General features: G+C 29.0%; 19 protein-coding genes, 1 pseudogene and 1 other annotated feature. Of the genes and pseudogenes, 18 read left to right on the forward strand and 2 right to left on the reverse strand.

Annotated features, from left to right (window positions below; genetic code table 11):
* From KGF52_RS02070 to KGF52_RS02100, 7 genes and pseudogenes are all read left to right on the forward strand, one after another.
* A pseudogene (locus tag KGF52_RS02070) lies at positions 1-384 on the forward strand (arginine decarboxylase); the annotation flags it as partial.
* A 99-nt stretch (positions 385-483) separates the two neighbouring features.
* A complete protein-coding gene (locus KGF52_RS02075; RefSeq protein ID WP_227838989.1) occupies positions 484-1,173 on the forward strand; it encodes a deoxynucleoside kinase in 690 nt (229 codons plus the stop codon).
* 2 nt (positions 1,174-1,175) lie between these two features.
* Positions 1,176-2,111 carry an ATP-binding protein gene (locus KGF52_RS02080; protein ID WP_227436388.1) on the forward strand — a complete coding sequence of 312 codons (936 nt, stop codon included), beginning with the start codon at positions 1,176-1,178 and terminating at the stop codon, positions 2,109-2,111.
* Entirely contained in the window at positions 2,108-3,001 is an 894-nt protein-coding gene (locus KGF52_RS02085; protein ID WP_227436386.1) for a stage 0 sporulation family protein, read from the forward strand. The genes KGF52_RS02080 and KGF52_RS02085 overlap by 4 nt, the downstream gene beginning before the upstream one ends.
* Before the next feature lie 76 nt (positions 3,002-3,077).
* Positions 3,078-3,830: a tRNA1(Val) (adenine(37)-N6)-methyltransferase gene (locus KGF52_RS02090; protein ID WP_227829139.1), complete on the forward strand. Its 753-nt coding sequence runs from the start codon at positions 3,078-3,080 to the stop codon at positions 3,828-3,830.
* Complete coding sequence (gene rsmI, locus KGF52_RS02095; protein WP_227838990.1) at positions 3,831-4,664, forward strand: 16S rRNA (cytidine(1402)-2'-O)-methyltransferase; 834 nt, start codon at positions 3,831-3,833, stop codon at positions 4,662-4,664.
* A 22-nt stretch (positions 4,665-4,686) separates the two neighbouring features.
* Positions 4,687-5,391 (forward strand): HDIG domain-containing metalloprotein, encoded by a 705-nt coding sequence (locus KGF52_RS02100; RefSeq protein ID WP_227838991.1) that lies wholly within the window; start codon positions 4,687-4,689, stop codon positions 5,389-5,391.
* A 177-nt stretch (positions 5,392-5,568) separates the two neighbouring features.
* Here the strand turns inward: KGF52_RS02100 and KGF52_RS02105 are convergent, their stop codons facing one another.
* Positions 5,569-5,997, reverse strand: a complete 429-nt coding sequence (locus KGF52_RS02105) for an Lrp/AsnC family transcriptional regulator (protein ID WP_227829136.1) — start codon at positions 5,995-5,997, stop codon at positions 5,569-5,571.
* A 37-nt stretch (positions 5,998-6,034) separates the two neighbouring features.
* Positions 6,035-7,465 (reverse strand): nicotinate phosphoribosyltransferase, encoded by a 1,431-nt coding sequence (locus tag KGF52_RS02110; RefSeq protein WP_227829135.1) that lies wholly within the window; start codon positions 7,463-7,465, stop codon positions 6,035-6,037.
* Positions 7,466-7,596: 131 nt separating this feature from the next.
* On the opposite strand from KGF52_RS02110, the gene KGF52_RS02115 reads away from it, so the two are divergent.
* From KGF52_RS02115 to KGF52_RS02165, 11 genes are all read left to right on the forward strand, one after another.
* Positions 7,597-8,181, forward strand: a complete 585-nt coding sequence (locus KGF52_RS02115) for a nucleoside recognition domain-containing protein (RefSeq protein WP_227829134.1) — start codon at positions 7,597-7,599, stop codon at positions 8,179-8,181.
* A gap of 15 nt (positions 8,182-8,196) precedes the next feature.
* Positions 8,197-8,718: a spore maturation protein gene (locus KGF52_RS02120; protein WP_227838992.1), complete on the forward strand. Its 522-nt coding sequence runs from the start codon at positions 8,197-8,199 to the stop codon at positions 8,716-8,718.
* A gap of 65 nt (positions 8,719-8,783) precedes the next feature.
* Positions 8,784-9,032: a binding site (T-box leader), on the forward strand.
* Positions 9,033-9,116: 84 nt separating this feature from the next.
* Positions 9,117-11,054 (forward strand): methionine--tRNA ligase, encoded by a 1,938-nt coding sequence (metG, locus tag KGF52_RS02125; protein ID WP_227829132.1) that lies wholly within the window; start codon positions 9,117-9,119, stop codon positions 11,052-11,054.
* 29 nt (positions 11,055-11,083) lie between these two features.
* Positions 11,084-11,854: a TatD family hydrolase gene (locus KGF52_RS02130; RefSeq protein WP_227838993.1), complete on the forward strand. Its 771-nt coding sequence runs from the start codon at positions 11,084-11,086 to the stop codon at positions 11,852-11,854.
* 274 nt (positions 11,855-12,128) lie between these two features.
* Entirely contained in the window at positions 12,129-12,560 is a 432-nt protein-coding gene (gene phnG / locus KGF52_RS02135; RefSeq protein WP_227838994.1) for a phosphonate C-P lyase system protein PhnG, read from the forward strand.
* A gap of 14 nt (positions 12,561-12,574) precedes the next feature.
* Entirely contained in the window at positions 12,575-13,150 is a 576-nt protein-coding gene (gene phnH / locus KGF52_RS02140; protein WP_227838995.1) for a phosphonate C-P lyase system protein PhnH, read from the forward strand.
* Positions 13,151-13,152: 2 nt separating this feature from the next.
* Positions 13,153-14,241 carry a carbon-phosphorus lyase complex subunit PhnI gene (locus KGF52_RS02145; protein WP_227838996.1) on the forward strand — a complete coding sequence of 363 codons (1,089 nt, stop codon included), beginning with the start codon at positions 13,153-13,155 and terminating at the stop codon, positions 14,239-14,241.
* A gap of 18 nt (positions 14,242-14,259) precedes the next feature.
* On the forward strand, positions 14,260-15,129 hold the full coding sequence (locus KGF52_RS02150; protein ID WP_227838997.1) for an alpha-D-ribose 1-methylphosphonate 5-phosphate C-P-lyase PhnJ: 870 nt from the start codon (positions 14,260-14,262) through the stop codon (positions 15,127-15,129).
* Complete coding sequence (locus KGF52_RS02155) at positions 15,122-15,994, forward strand: ATP-binding cassette domain-containing protein (RefSeq protein WP_227838998.1); 873 nt, start codon at positions 15,122-15,124, stop codon at positions 15,992-15,994. The genes KGF52_RS02150 and KGF52_RS02155 overlap by 8 nt, the downstream gene beginning before the upstream one ends.
* A 39-nt stretch (positions 15,995-16,033) precedes the next feature.
* Complete coding sequence (locus KGF52_RS02160; RefSeq protein WP_227838999.1) at positions 16,034-16,747, forward strand: ATP-binding cassette domain-containing protein; 714 nt, start codon at positions 16,034-16,036, stop codon at positions 16,745-16,747.
* Positions 16,748-17,917 (forward strand): alpha-D-ribose 1-methylphosphonate 5-triphosphate diphosphatase, encoded by a 1,170-nt coding sequence (locus tag KGF52_RS02165; RefSeq protein ID WP_227839000.1) that lies wholly within the window; start codon positions 16,748-16,750, stop codon positions 17,915-17,917.

Below are 17,917 nucleotides of genomic sequence, written 5' to 3' on the forward strand. Positions count from 1 at the left end.
CTATTAATCTGTACAATAGGAAATAGTACTCAAGATTTCATTAGTTTAGAAATGGCATTAAATGATATTGTAGTAAAAGAATTTAAATCTACAAAACTAGATAATATAAAATATCCTGTTGATATTCCACAGAAAATATTAACACCTAGAGAAGCATTTTATAAAACTAAAAAAAGTGTTAAAATATATGACAGCATAGGTAAAATATGTGGTGAATCTATAGTACCATATCCACCAGGGATAAATATAATATCTCCTGGCGAAATAATAAGTAAAGAAATAATAGATTATTTAAAGTTTTGTAGTTCTAAAGGTATGGTTATAAGTGGACTTAAAGATATAACTTTAAATTTTATAGAAATAATAGATTTAGAACATATATAAAAAGTAGGATTACTATAAAGAATCTATAGGATATTTATATATAAATTCATTTAAGTAATATACTAAAATAGGTAAAATGTTTAGATGGAGGATATTAAAATGAGAGGTAAGTTAATAATTATAGAGAGTGGTTCAGATGCGAGTGGAAAGGCAACTCAAACAAAAAAATTATATGAAAGACTAAAAAAAGAAGGCTATATGATTAAGAAGGTAGAATATCCAAATTATGAGTCTCAATCATCTGCTTTGGTAAAAATGTATTTAAGAGGGGATTTTGGTAAAAATGCTTCAGATGTAGACCCATATATAGCATCAACTTTTTTTACAGCAGATAGATATGCATCATTTAAAACCGATTGGGAGGAATTTTATAATAAAGGTGGAATAATTATCGCTGATAGATATACAACCTCTAATATGGTGCACCAAGCTTCTAAAATGGACATTGGTGATAGAGAGGAATATCTTAACTGGTTGGCTGATTATGAATTTAATTTATTTAAAATACCTCAACCTGATTGTGTTGTATTTTTAGATGTTCCTATTGAGTTTAGTGAAAAACTTATGGAGAATAGAAAAAACAAAATTACAGGAGAAAAAGAGAAAGATATTCATGAAAGTGATATAGAGTATTTAGAGAAATCTTATAATAATGCTCTATATATAGCTGATAAGTATGATTGGAAAAAAATAAATTGTGTTTCAAATAATAAATTAAGAAGTATTGAAAGTATACATAATGAAGTTTATGAAATAGTTCTTGATTCAATAAAATCTATGGAGAGATAAATATGTATTTTGAAAATATTATAGGACAAGATTTTGCAAAAAAATATTTAATAAATTCTATAAATAAAAATAAACTTAATAATGCGTATATGTTTGAAGGAATAGATGGAATAGGAAAAAAGAAATTTGCTGATGAGCTATCAAAATTGTTACTTGACTATGTAAATCTAGAAAATAGTCCAGACTATGTACTTATAAATCCAGATGGAAATAGTATAAAAATAGCTCAAATTAGAAACTTACAATCAGATATAGTAGTACGACCTCATAAGGACTATAAAATATATATAATAAATAATGCTGAAAAGATGACTGTAGAAGCTCAAAATGCCCTTTTAAAGACATTAGAGGAGCCTCCAAGTTATGCTATAATAATTTTAGTCACAAATAATAAAGAATCACTATTAGAAACGATAAAATCTAGATGTGACATAATAAAGTTTTCGCCTATACCAATAGCAGATTTAAAAACTTATTTAATAAATAAAGGCATAGAAGAAGAAAGGGCTCAAATATTGGCTACTTTTTCAAGAGGGAGTATTGAAAATGCTTTAGATTTATCTCAGTCGGCTGAGTTTTCAGTAATGAGGGACGATATACAACAATATATCCAAATAATGCTAGATAAAAATATAGTAGAGATTCTAAATATACCAAATAACATGGAGAAATATAGAAATCAGATTATAAGTTTATTGGATATTATGATAAACTATTTTAGAGACATTATCTTATTAAAAGAAAATGTAAATAGAGATATGTTAATAAATATAGATAAACTAGTTTTTATCCAAAATATGAGTGGAAAAATTAGTTATTCTCAATTATCCAAAATTATTGATATAATAGAAGGTACAAAGACTAAAATTAAAAGTAATTGTAATTTCAATATAAGCATACAAGTTATGTCTTTAAATATATACGAGGTGATTAAATGATAAAAATAGTAGGAATTAGGTTTAAAAGTGCGGGGAAAATATATTATTTTGACCCTGTTGATTTTAATATAGAGCAAGATATGGATGTAGTTGTAGAAACTGCAAGAGGTTTAGAGTATGGTAAAGTAGTGGTTGGGCCAAAAGAAATGGACGAGAGCGAATTAGTTTCTCCTTTAAAGCCAATTATAAGAATAGCTACAGAAGAAGATAAGAAAATATATTTAGAAAATAAGGAAAAAGCAAAAGAGACTTTTGAATTATGCCAACAAAAGATAAAAGAACATGAGTTAACAATGTTTTTAATAGATTGCGAATATACATTTGATAGAAATAAATTGATTTTTTACTTTACAGCAGAAGGTAGAATAGATTTTAGAGAATTAGTAAAAGATTTAGCGGCTATATTTAAGACTAGAATAGAACTTAGACAAATCGGTGTTAGAGATGAGGCAAAGTCTATAGGAGGTCTAGGACCTTGTGGTAGAAAGCTTTGCTGTTCTTCTTGGTTAGGTGATTTTCAACCAGTTTCAATAAAAATGGCAAAAGACCAAAGCTTATCTTTAAATCCAACAAAGATATCTGGTATATGTGGAAGACTATTCTGTTGCTTAAAATATGAACATGATGTATATAGTGAAGCAATAGAAAAAATGCCTGTTGTAGGTGCATTAGTGCAATCAGATGATGGAAAAGGAAAAGTTGTAGAGGTAAATCCTCTGTTAGAACAAATCAAAGTGGAGTTCCAAGATAAAACAGTAAAAATATATACGAGAGAAGATATAAAAATACTTAAAGAGCCTAAAAAATGTGAGGGCTGTGGTGGTAAATGCAAGGGTAATGATGGATTAGATGAAGCTACACTAAAGGAGTTAAAGAAATTAGAAGATTAAATTTAAGGTAGGACTTCTCCTACCTTTTTTAAAGCAATTAATGCTTAGAGCTACTAATATTTGAGGAGAGTTATATATGGATATACAATTAAAAGATTCAGAGAGAATCGACGATTTACAATTAAAAGGTCTTAAAATTATACAAGATACTAATGGGTTTTGTTTTGGTATAGACGCTGTTTTATTAGCTAATTTTGCAAAAGTAAAAAAAGATGCTAAAGTTGTTGATTTAGGTACTGGTACAGGAATTATACCAGTTCTAATTGCAGGCAAAAGTGAAGCTAAAAAAATTATTGGTGTAGAAATACAAGATGATGTATATGAAATGGCAACTCGTTCTATAAAATTAAACAATTTGGAAGAAAGAGTTGAGATTATAAATGGAGATATAAAGTCAATAGACAAGGTTTTGGAAGTTAATGGCTATCATGTAGTTACATCAAATCCTCCATATATGCATATTGATGGTATAAAAAACCCAAATGATAAAAAAGCAATATCAAGACATGAAGTAAAGTGTAATCTAGAGGATGTAATAAAGACTGCATCCAGATTAGTTATGCCTAGAGGTAAATTTTTCATGATACATAGACCAACAAGATTGGTTGATATAATAACTTTAGGGAGAAAATACAGATTAGAGCCAAAAGTTATTCAGTTTGTTCATCCAAGACCTAAAAAAGCGCCTAATTTAGTTTTGGTTCAATTTGTAAAAGATGGAAGACCAGAGCTTAAGATATTAGACCCACTATATGTCTATGGAGAAGATGGTAATTATACAGAAGAATTAAAATCAATATATAATAATGAAGATATAGGAGAGTTATAGATGAGTGGAAAATTGTACATATGTCCAACACCAATAGGAAATCTAGAGGATATAACGTATAGGACTTTAAGAATATTAAAAGAAGTAGATTTAATTGCAGCAGAAGATACAAGACACAGTATAAAGCTTTTAAATCATTTTGAAATCTCAAAACCTTTGACTAGTTATCATGAGCACAATAAAGATTCAAAAGGCGATTATTTAATCAATAAATTAATTGATGGAGAAAACATAGCTTTGATAAGTGATGCAGGTATGCCTGGTATATCTGACCCAGGAGAAGAAATAATAAGACAGGCTATACAAAATAATATAGAAATAGAAGTGTTACCAGGAGCAACAGCATTTCTAACAGCTTTGGTTGGTTCTGGTATGGATACGCATAAATTTGTTTTTGAAGGTTTTTTGGATAGAGATAAAAAAGTTAGAAGAGAGCAACTAGAAGAAATAAAAGAGGAGAGCAGAACTATAATTTTTTATGAATCACCACATAGATTGAAGGATACACTAAAAGATATGCTTAAAATTCTTGGAAATAGAAAAATTTCTGTAAATAGAGAGCTCACAAAAAAATATCAAGAGATAATAAGAGAAGATATAGAAACTGTCATAAAAATATTTGAGGAAAAGGAAGTAAGGGGAGAGTTTGTATTAATAGTGCAAGGTTTTTATGGTGAAAAATCAGAAAAAAGAGATTATGATGGTCTTACAGATAGAGAATATGTTTTAAAGTTAATTGAAAGTGGTATGAACAAAAAAGATGCAATAAAAATAGTTTGTAAAGATAGAAAATTAAAAAAGGATGTTGTTTATAAACAAGTTCTGGATTTATAAAACCTGAATCTGAGGTGATTTTATGGAAATAGGAAAAATTATAATAGAGAGTTTAAAAAGGAAAGATACACATAAAACGTTTATAGAGTTGGATAAAAAGAATGAACTAGAAAAAGTAATCCCTAAAGTAAAAGCAATGAAATCTGTAGGAGAATGTAAATATCATGTTGTTAACTGTTTTGAACATTCTATAAATGCATTAAAAGAATTAGAAGTAGTGCTAAATGACAAAGAATTTTTTCCAAATCATTTGAGAGAGCATGTGTCAAATTATTTGAATTTATATATTGAGGATGAAATAAATAAGTCACAAGCACTAAAGTTAGGAATATTTTTACATGATATAGGAAAGCCAGATAGTTTAACTTTAGATGAAACCGGTAGAGTTCATTTTACAAATCATGAAAAAATAGGTGCACAAATAGTAAATAATATGGGTACAAATTTAGAATTATCAACACAGACATATAAACTTATAAGTAAATATGTAAGATATCATATGATACTTTTATCTTTATATAAGAAAAATGATTTGAGTAAAAAAGAGTTAGCTAATGTATTTAATTTAGTAGACGAAGACACTATAGGTATAATATTGCTTGGATATGCAGATATAGTATCTACTATAAAACTATTAGACAAGAACGAAGAAGTAGGAGTATTAAAGACCTATATGGAATATATTCTAACAAATTACTTATATAAGAGTAATTATACAAATGCATAAAGTTATTTAATATAATTTAAGGTTTAGACAGTTGATTTAAATTTAAAATATACAAACTTCAAAAACCTAAAAGAAGTTGTCTTTAATAAAAGACAACTTTTTTTACATCAAAACTTAAAATTTTATTAGAAATATCTAGTGGTGTATTAGCGAATAAGCCATTGATGTTCAATTTATCTACAATATTGATTTTGCTTGTATCGGTGTTGATAATATAACAGAGGTCTTGGTAGAACCTATTTTCTTTATAGTATCAATCACGTTTTCTAATTCATACATATCTTTTACAATAACTTTTAAAAGTAAGCAATCATCACCTGTTATGTGGTGACATTCTACAATTCTAGGGTCATTTCCAGCAGACTCAATGAATTCTGTATATCCATTACTTGGAAGAGATATGTGAATAAACGCTTTTATAACTCTACCTAATGAATCTGGATTAACAATTGCTTTATATCCTTCTATAACACCAGATTCTTCTAATCTCTTAACTCTTTCTGAAACTGCAGGAGAAGTTAAACCAACTATTTTTCCTAAGTCCTTCATAGAAATTCTCCCATCATCCTGTAAAATTTCTATGATTCTGTAATCTGTAACATCCATAAATAAACAGTCCCCCTTAAATAAAAATAATTAATGCCTATAAAACTTTTTTAGAATCTATCATTTTTGTTTTTAAATACCAAAGATCTCTAGATAAATCAACCTTGTAAATGTGTGGATTCGAAAGTCTTTTGTATTGTTCCCAGATAGTACTTAATTCATATTGTACATGATTTCTTATTTCAAGAACAGCTTTTTTATTATATTTACATACACCTTTCATGTACAATGGCTTAAGAAGTTCTTTAACTTTGTAATTTGTAAAGACCTTTGTTTTCCAAGTATAAGTAGGATGGAAGATTTCTAAAGGTTTAGATTCATCTATAATTTCATCATGTAACATAATTAAATCTGCTTCTGCCTTATTGTCTTCGTTATATATTCTTATAACTTTCTTGTAACCAGGATTATTTATTTTTTCTGGATTTTCAGAAATTTTTATCTTAGGTTCAAGAGTACCTTCTTTACAAGATGCAGCTAATTTGTAAACGCCTCCAAGAGAAGGTGAATCGAAAGAAGTAATAAGCTTTGTACCTACTCCCCATGAATTTATAGTAGCTCCTTCTGCCTTAAGTGATGCTATAGTGTATTCATCAAGGTCATTAGATGCAGTTATACTAATATCTGAAAAACCAGCACTATCTAGTTGTTTCTTTGCTTCTTTAGATAGATAAGCTAAGTCTCCAGAATCTAGTCTTATACCCATAGGTTTGTATCCTTTTTCAGAAATATTTTTGAAGACTTTTATTGCATTAGGTACACCACTATTTAATACATCATAAGTATCCACAAGTAGTAGGCATTTATCTGGATAAACATCAGCATATGCTTGGAATGCTTCAAGTTCAGTATCAAATTTTTGTACCCAACTATGAGCATGAGTACCAATTATAGGAACATCAAACATCTTTCCAGCTAGTACGTTTGCAGTTCCAGAACAGCCACCAATTACAGCAGCTCTAGCACCATATATGCCCGCATCTGGACCTTGTGCACGACGTAATCCAAATTCAAGTACAGTGTCTCCTTGAGCTGCAAAGCAAACTCTAGATGCTTTCGTAGCAATAAGAGATTGAAAATTAACTATTGTCAACAATGCTGTTTCAATAAGTTGAGCTTGATACAGGGGTGCTTTAACAGTAATCAATGGCTCATTAGGAAACATTATAGTCCCTTCTTCAACAGCATAAATATCTCCTGTAAACTTAAACTCTTTCAAAAACTTTAAAAACTTATCAGAAAATAAATTTAAGCTTTTTAAGTACTCCAAATCTTCATCTGAAAAATGAAGGTTATCTATGTATTCAACAACCTGATCAATACCACAAACTATAGTATACCCTCCATCACAAGCGTTTTTTCTAAAAAACATATCGAATACAACAATGTCTTCGTGAATATTTTTTTCAAAATAGCCATTTAACATAGTAAGCTGATATAAATCAGTAAGAAGTGTTAGATTTCTCATTATTTCTCTCCTTAATTATTATTAAATATTAAAAATTATAAAAACTCCCACACTTATACTAAAACATAATATAGTACAACTTTCAAGTATAAAGTATTACCTAACTATCATAAAATTATTTAAAGAGGAGGTTGATTATAATAGGAAAAATATGGTTTTACATGGTATCAATAGGAATAATAGGAAGTTTGATTTCTAAAAATATGGGAGAATTAAATAAAGTTATATTGAGTGAAACATCAAAAGGTATAGAATTTGCAATAAGTCTAGCTGGCATTATGGCACTCTGGATGGGTATAATGAATATTGCAAAAGAGTCGGGCTTGATTGAAAAAATAGGTCAGAAATTAAATCCTATAATGAGAAGATTGTTTCCTTCTATTCCAAAAGGTCACAAAGCAATGTCTTATATAGTTATGAATATTGCCTTGAACATGTTGGGTGCTGGGAATGGTGCAACAGCATTTGGTTTAAAAGCAATGAGTGAGCTTCAGACTCTAAATAACAAAAAAGATACAGCTACTAATGATATGATTATGTTTATGGTAATAAACATATCATCTATACAGATAATTCCATTTACTATAATTAAATTAAGAATGGATATGGGAGCTCAAAACCCAAGTGAAATAATTTTTACAACTTTATTTGCAACCATAATATCTACAGCAATAGCAATAATAACATGTAAACTTTTTCAAAGAAGATATAGATAAAGGGGATGTAGATGTATGGAAGTATTTTCAAACTTACTTATACCAGTAATAATTTTGTACATAGTAGTTTATGGTAAATATAAAAAAATAGATGTATATGATAGTTTTGTAAAAGGAGCAATTGATGGTTTAAAGGCTGCATGGGATATTTTACCTTATATAATAGGTATATTTTTAGCAATAGGAATATTTAAAACTGGCAAAGGTCTTGATATGTTAGAATGGATATTTACACCAATAGCAAATATGATGAGTATACCAAAAGAATTAATAGGTTTAATAAGTGTAAAACCTTTATCTGGAAGTGGTGCTTTGGGAATGTATAGCGAACTTGCAAATAGAGTTGGAATAGGCAGTTTAGTAGAAAAAATGGGTGCTACAATTGTAGGTTCTTCTGAGACTATTTTTTATACAATGGCAATCTATTATGGGAGTTTAAAGATAAAAAATACTAGACATACATTATCATGCGCTATGATTAGTCATGTTGCAGGAGTTATAGCAGCAGTTTTTATTTGCTATGTAATATTTGTATAATTTGTTGACAATGTGGGAAAAATTTTATAATATAGTGATTATATAGAAATAAATTGTAATATGAATTATAAGCTATGAAAAGAAGAGTAGATAAAGATTTTTTCTATCAGAGAGCTAGGTTAGGTGAAAGCTAGTGTAAAAAGATTTATTGAAGATGGTCTTGGAGCTTTTTATCTGAGCGTATATGCTAGGGTAAAACGGTTGGGCACGTTATAGTCTACTAAGATATCTATAAAGTTAATTTCTACATTTCATGTGAAACATAATCGTTATAGATGAATTAGGGTGGTACCGTGAATAATCTCGCCCCTATGATAAATCATAGGAGGCGATTTTTTATTATTTTAAATGAAATATTTATATGACTACGAACGATAAAAAATTAGGAGGTAAATAATATGAGCAAACCGAGTTTTTATGTAACAACACCAATATACTATCCAAGTGGAGGATTACACATAGGTCATACTTACTCAACAGTAGCTGCAGATACAATAGCTAGATTTAAACGTTTCTGTGGATATGATGTAAAGTTTTTGACAGGAACAGATGAACATGGTGAAAAGATACAAAAGAAAGCGATAGAACAAGGAATGTCAGAAATAGAATACCTTGACGGAATGATAAAAGATATAAAGGCATTATGGAATACTATGGATATATCTTATGACGATTTTATAAGAACAACAGAAAAAAGACATACAGATATAATACAAAAAATATTTACTAAATTATATGAACAAGGTGATATATACAAAGGGGAATATGAAGGTAGATACTGTACTCCTTGTGAGAGTTTTTGGACAGAATCACAGTTATTAGAAGGAAACAAATGTCCTGATTGTGGAAGAGAAACATACTTAGTAAAAGAAGAATCTTATTTCTTTAGACTATCTAAATATGAAGATAGATTAAAAGAGTTATTTAAAGACGATAGTTTCTGTTTCCCAGCTGCTAGAAAAAATGAAATGGTGGCAAATTTCTTAGATAAAGGGCTAGAAGATTTAAGTGTAACAAGAACAACTTTTGACTGGGGAATAAAAGTTCCTTTTGATGAAAAGCATGTAATTTATGTATGGGTGGATGCTCTATGTAACTATATAACAGCATTAGGATATATGACAGATAATGATGAAGAATTTAAAAAATATTGGCCTGCAAATGTTCAAATAGTAGGTAAAGAAATAGTGAGATTCCATACAATAATATGGCCAGCACTTTTAATGGCTTTAGGTTTAGAAGTTCCAAAACAAGTATTTGGTCATGGATGGATATTGTTTGCTGATGATAAAATGAGTAAATCAAAAGGTAATGTTGTTTATCCAGAGCCTATAATAGAAAGATATGGAATAGATACTCTTAAATACTTCTTATTAAGAGAGTTTGCATTTGGTCAAGATGGAAGTTATACTCATAGAAATTTTGTAACAAGAATAAATTATGACTTAGCAAATGATTTAGGAAACTTAGTAAGTAGAACTGTAGCAATGGTTGAAAAATACAACGGTGGTATAATACCAACAGTAAAAACTTCAACTGATTTTGATGCTGATTTAAAAGAGCAAGCTGTATCAACTAGAGAAAATTTTGAGGCTGAAATGGATAAAATGCAATTCCATGAAGCATTAGAGAGTGTATGGAAACTAGTTAGAAGAACTAATAAATATATAGATGAGACTATGCCTTGGGTTCTTGCTAAAGATGAAACTAAAAAAGATGAATTAGATACAGTTTTATATAATTTATGTGAATCTATAAGAATAATTGCAACACTAATAAATCCTATAATGAATGAAACTGCTAATAAAATATATGCACATATAGGAATAAAAGGTCAAGATGATATAACTACATGGGAAAGCACAAAGACATTTGGTCTTATTGGAGAAAATGTAAAAGTGTTTAAAGGTGAATCTTTATTCCCAAGATTAGATGTAGAAAAAGAAATAGAAGAATTAACTAAAATGTTTTCTGGGAAACCTCCAGTAGAAGAAAAAACTTTAGAGCATAAAGAAGAAATTACTATTGATGATTTGGATAAAATAGAGCTTAGAGTAGGAAAAATAATAAGCTGTGAAAAGCATCCAAAAGCAAATAAATTATTAGTATCACAAGTTAAAATCGGACCAGAAACAAGACAAATAGTATCTGGAATAGCTGAATACTATAAACCAGAAGATTTAGTTGGTAAAGAGGTTACAGTGGTATGTAACTTAAAACCAGTTAAGTTAAGAGGTGTAGAATCTCAAGGTATGATATTAGCAGCAGGAGATGATGGTGACCCTTATGTTCTACCATTTACACAAGGTGCTAAGGATGGATGCGAGGTTCGCTAATAGGCAATTAAATAGTAAGGAGATAAAAAATGTTATTTGACTCACATGCACATTTAAATGATGAAAGTTTTGATGAAGATAGAGATGAACTTATTAGTTCATTAAAAGAAAAAGGTGTAGAGTTGGTTGTAAATCCAGGAGCAGATATAGAAACGTCTATAACAGCAATTGGACTATCAAAAAAATATGACTTTATATATTCAGCAGTTGGAGTACATCCACATGATGTATCAAAACTAGATGATACAGCAATAGACACTCTAAGAAGACTTGCAACTGAAAATGAAAAGGTTGTGGCTATAGGAGAGATTGGGTTAGATTATTATTATGATTATTCTCCAAGAGAAGAGCAAAAAGAGTGGTTTAAGAAACAAATTGAGCTAGCTAATGAGTTAAAGCTTCCAATAATAATACATGATAGAGATGCACATGGGGATACTTTTGAGATAATAAAAAACACTAAGAGTCCTGAAATAGGTTGTGTACTTCATTGTTATAGTGGTAATGTGGAATTAGCTAGAGAGTATGTTAAAATGGGATGTTATATATCAATTCCAGGAACAGTTACTTTTAAAAACAATAAAAAAACTAGAGAAGTTGTAAGAGAGATACCTCTAGAAAGACTGTTTATAGAAACGGATTCACCATATATGTCACCAGAACCACATAGAGGAAAGAGAAATAATCCTTCTCAAGTAGCTTTTGTTGCAGATAAGATATCTCAAGAAAAAGGAATATCTTATGAGGAAGTGTGTAAAGTTACTAAAGAGAATGCGAAGAAGTTTTTTAATATAAAATAGTTAAATTAAAAATAAAATTTACAATTATTACAATTATATAAAAATAATAGTTATAAATATAGAGAAAGTATACCATTCAGTTTGAGTGGTATGCTTTTTTTATTTGTAATATTATAATTTTTTAGTAGTCTTACAATATATTTCTTAACATTGTTAAAAAAGAATTTACAAGATATTCATTAGAATTAACTCAAACGTAATATCTATTTAACTTAGATTGTATATTATATTCTTAGAAATAAGTAAATAGAGGAAAGATTAAGGAGGCAAAATCTTGCATACAGTTGATAGTACTAAGATATTGATAAATATGAACTATGAGAAATTGGAGCAAATATATTTAATGATAAAAAATACATCAAGCATTTCTATAATTAAAGGCCCTAGCCTAGCTACAGTGATGGTAAGAGCTAACGAAAGTGTAAAAAATACTACATTTAATTTAGGAGAAATATTAGTTACAGAGTGTAGTGTTAAGGTAGATGAAAGCTTAGGTTATGGTATAGTTGCAGAAAATAATGAAAAAAAATCTATTTGTCTGGCAACTATAGATGCAGTTTTACATAGCAATAATAATAAATTTGATGAATTAAAGAATTACATAAATAAAAGTATCTATGAAGAAAGCTTAAGATATGAGCAAGAACTTATTAATGAATTTAGTTTAATTAATAAAACAAAAGTCCAATTCAATACTATGGATTAAGTAGGAGGAGAATCATGGTAAGTTACATGCAAGAAATATATAGAAAGTTGCTAGATAGTGCTTCATTTCCTGGGAAATTAAATAACATCAATAATATAACTATAGAAAATAATACAAAATTATCAAATGGAGCAATTGGTATAGCAATTACTTTATTAGACCAAGAAGTTACCTTCTATATAGAAAACTGTACTAAAGAAGATATAAAAAATATAAGAGCACTGACAATGTCAAGCCAAGTAAATTACAATAAATCAGACTACCTGTTTTTAGATATTAATTCAGAACTAGATATACTACAAATTAAAATAGGTTCTTTTGAATATCCTGATGAAAGTACAACTATAATACATCAAGTAAACGAACTATCGACAGATTATAAAGATAAATTCATAAGACTTTATTTAAGTGGTCCTGGTATAAAATCTAAAAAGAATTTATATATAGATGGAGTTAAACAAGAATTCTTAGAAAAATTACTTATGATAAATAAAGACTATCCGACAGGGGCAGATTTGATTTTAATAGATAAAAAAGGAGAAGTTGCATTTATACCAAGGTCATCAAAATTAAGTTGGGAGGTATTATAATAATGGCTTATGTGGCAGTTAAAGGTGGAGAAGAAGCTATATTACAGGCTAGAAATATACTTGAATTTTATAGAATAAAAGGAGAAAGCCTACCAATAGATGTAAAACAAATTAAGGAGCAAATGTCTTATGCTGTGGATAAAGTGATTTCTGAGGGAAGTCTATACAACAAGGAATTATCTGCATTAGCTATAAAACAGGCTCAAGGTGATATATTAGAAGCATCCTTCTATATAAGAGCATTAAGGTCAACAATGCCTAGAGTAACTTATTCAGAACCTATAAATACAGAACAAATGAGAATAGGTAGAAGAATCTCAGCTACATTTAAAGATATACCAGGAGGGCAGTATCTTGGAGCAACTAGAGATTATGAAAATAGAATACTAAATATAGAGTTGATTAAAGAGGATGAAGAAAAAAATAGAGATTTTAAAGCTAACTATATAAATGACTTAGAAAGAGTGAATGAAATACCTAAATTCACAAAGGTATCTAATATATTTAGAAACGAGAATTTGTTGGAAGAGGATACTTATGAAGATAAATTAGAAGAAGAAGTAATAGATGATATTACAAGAAATAGTCTAAGATTTCCAGTTTCTAGGTCAGCAAAATTGCAGGCACTTACTAGAGGTGAAAGTGGAGCAGTATCAGGGTTTGCTTATTCTATTGTAAGAGGTTTTGGTGATGAGCATCCATATATAAGTGAGCTTAGAACAGGAGATGTATATATAAAAATAAAACATCCTATTTATGAAGATGAGCAAATAACAATAGGAGAAATGTTGGTTACTGAGTGTGAAATAGTATCAAAAGCATCACAAAATAAGTCTGAAAATTATAAAAATAAATCGGGAGATATAAATAAAATGTCTTTAGGATATGGTCTTTGTATGGGAAATAATGAAAATAAGGCTATATCTATGGCTATACTAGATAAATCTTTGGAACCAAATAGTGAAAAATTAGCCCAAGATGAAGAATTTGTATTACTTCATATAGATGGTATAGATTCATTAGGGTTTATATCTCACTTTAAGCTTCCTCACTATGTAGATTTTAAAGCAGATGTAGAAAGAATAAAATAGGATATGGAGGGAAATTAAGTGATATATAACTATGGTTTTTTAGATGAAAATACAAAAAAAGAAATCCGAAGAAAAATACTAAAAGCAGTATCAATACCTGGTTATCAAGTACCTTTTGGTTCAAGAGAATTACCTATTGCCAAAGGATGGGGGACTGGAGGACTACAATTAACACTATCATTGCTTGGTGAAAGTGATGTAGTAAAAGTGATTGACCAGGGTAGTGACGATTCTACAAATGCTTGTAATATAAGAAATTTTATTTCAAGTGTAAGCAATGTAGAAACTACAAAAGATACATTAAAAGCTACATTGATTCAAACAAGACATAGAATACCAGAAGAAAAATTAAAGTCTAATCAAATAATGATATTCCAAGTGCCAATACCAGAGACACTTAGAATAGTAGAACCTAGTGAAGTAGAGACAAGGAGGATGCATTCAGAAGAAGATTATAGCAGGATGTGGGTATATCTGTATGAAGATATAGTTAAATTTGATGATATATCAATAGCAGCAGAGTATCCATGTAAAGTAAATGATAGATATTTAATGAATCCATCACCAATACCAAGATTTGATATAAAGAAATTAAATATGTCAGATAACTTATTTTTATTTGGTGCAGGTAGAGAAAAGAGAATATACGCCATACCTCCATACACAAAGGTAGAACCCTTAGAATTTGATGACTATAAATTTGAAGAGGAAAAATTTGAAGGAAAACATTGTAGTTTATGTAAAAGTTCAAACACATTTTTAGATGAAGTATATGACAGTGATACTAATGAAAAGTACTATAGTTGTTCTGATACAAGTTATTGTGAAAAAGTTAGGTTAAGAAATGATAGCGTAGATGTGGCAATTGGAGGTGCTTGGAATGAGTAGTGCAAAACTAGGAGAAGACAAAAAAATAGAAAATATAGATAAACGAGTATTAATAGGAAAACATATCAATCTTATTTATGGAGATGGATGTGAAAAGTGTTTTGAGAGTACAGGATATGAAAGTAATAATATATGTAAATATTGTGGTTCTATAGTTGCATGTAATAATGTAAATCTTGAACTTTATGAAGGAGAAGTTCTTGGTATTGTTGGAGAATCTGGTTCAGGAAAAAGTACATTGTTAAAGATTTTGTTTTTTCAAGAAAATGCAAATAGTGGAGAAGTGTACATATCAAATTATGACGAGTTCGAAAATATATTAGAACTCTCAGACCAAAAAAAGAGGTACATAAAGAATCATTTTATGGGTATTGTATATCAAAATCCCCATCTTGGTTTAAATTTGAATTTTAGTAGTGGTGGAAATATAGCAGAGAAATTATTAATGGCAAATATATATAATGTTGAGAAAATAAGAGATAGAGCTAAAGAACTTCTAGTAAAGACTAATATACCTGTAGAGAGAATAGACCATAAACCAAAATATTTTAGTGGAGGAATGCAACAAAGAGTTCAAATAGCAAAAGCACTTTCTAATAATCCTCCAATACTTTTATTAGATGAAGTTACAACAGGACTGGATGTTTCTGTACAAGCTGAGGTATTAGATTTAATAAGGGAAATACAAAGAGAACTTAAAATTTCTATGATAGTAGTATCTCATGACTTTGATGTTATAAAAATGCTTGCTGATAGGACAATTGTGATGAAAAATGGAAGTGTAATTGAATCTGGTTTAACAGACCAGATAATGGAAGACCCACAGCATCCATATACTCAGCAACTTATAAATTCACTACTATAAATAATATTTGTAATAAGTAAAATGGGGGTTTTAAATAAAATGGAAGAAATTATACTTAAAGTAAATAATTTTAGCAAAGATTTTGAATTACATGCATTAAACAAAACTATAAAAGCGTGTAGTGAAATAAATTTTACAATTTCTAAAGGTGAATTTTTAGGAATAATAGGAAAATCTGGAGCGGGAAAGTCTACTATATTAAAAAGTATTTATAAAACCTATATCCCAACGACTGGAGAAATAATATTCAACTCAGAAATATACGGAAAGATAGATTTATCTACAATTGGCGATAGAGAAATGATAAATCTTAGAAAAAAGGAAATAGGATATGTATCACAGTTTTTAAAAACACTTCCACGAATAACTGCTATTGAGCTAGTAGTACATTCTTTAATTGAGAGTGGATTTGAAAAAGATTGTGCATATGATATGGCGAAAGATATACTGACTCAGTTTGAAATAAAGGAAAACTTGTGGGATGCCTATCCGAATAATTTTTCTGGCGGAGAAAAGTTAAGGTTAAATCTAGCACAAGCTATGGTTAAAAAACCTAGACTTTTGTTGCTTGATGAACCAACTGCATCACTTGATAATCAATCTAAAATATACGTAAAAGAAAAAATGTTGGAACTTAAAAATCAAGGAACTACAATGATAGGGATATTTCATGATATAGAATTTATGGAGACAGTTATAGATAAAACCTTTACTATGACAAAAGGCACTATAAGTGAAAGCGGGGTAGCTTAGATGGTAAAATTAATTCATAATGCAAATATTGTATTGGAAGATAAAATATTAGAAAATGGCCATTTAATTATAGAAGGAGATACAATAAAGAAAGTCTCAAATGATAAGATTGACTACTTACTAGATTTCAACGAGATAGATGAAATAATAGATGCAAAAAATTTATATGTTATACCTGGTATCATAGATATTCATAGTGATGCTATTGAAAAGGAAATAGAGCCAAGACCAAGTACATTATTACCATTTAATATGGCATTTTATGAGCTAGATAAAAAACTACCTGCAAATGGAATAACAACAGTTTATCATTCTATATCTCTAGGTGATGGAGTAGGAGTTAGAAGTATTGATAATTCTTTAAAAATGATTGAAAATATCGATTTGTACAAAAATATAAATAGTAAGAGTATAAATCATAAAGTTCATCTAAGGTATGAAGTGTTGTACCATGAAGGTTTAGATAAGGTATCAGAGTTATTAGACAAAGATAAAATAGACTATTTATCTATAATGGACCATTCTCCAGGACAAGGTCAATATACAAATCCGAAGTTCTATAGAGAATATGCTACTAAAGTATGGGGAGTAACAGAAAATTATGTAGATACATGGTTAGATGAATTAGTAGATTTACATGATAATTTAGATTGGAATAAAATAGCTAGTGTCATAGGAAGGGCAAAAACTAAAAATATAAATGTTGCATCACATGATGATGATACATTAGAAAAAATGGATTTTATAAAAAATATAGGAGTTAATGTATCTGAATTTCCTATAACTCTTGAAGTTGCAAAATATTCAAAGAAACTGGGTGTTTTAACTTGTCTAGGTGCCCCAAATATTGTAAGAGGGAAATCTCATAATAACAACTTAAAGGCGATGGATGCTATATTGGAAGATTGTTGTGATATTGTTTGTTCAGACTATCTTCCATCAGCAATGATAAAGTCCATGTGCATAGTTGCACAAGGAACTAACAGTCTAAATAAAGCAGTTAACCTATTTACTTCAAATCCAGCTAAAGCAGTTGGTATATATGATGAAAGAGGTAGCATAAAAGAAAATAAAAAAGCAGATTTAGTTTTATTGGATATTGATAGTGAGTATCCAAGAGTTGTAAATACTATTGTAAATGGAAAGACAGTTTATAAAAGGGAGGTATAA

The sequence above is a fragment of the Clostridioides sp. ZZV15-6597 genome, assembly GCF_020657815.1.
In the GTDB taxonomy this organism is placed as follows: Bacteria; Bacillota; Clostridia; order Peptostreptococcales; family Peptostreptococcaceae; genus Clostridioides.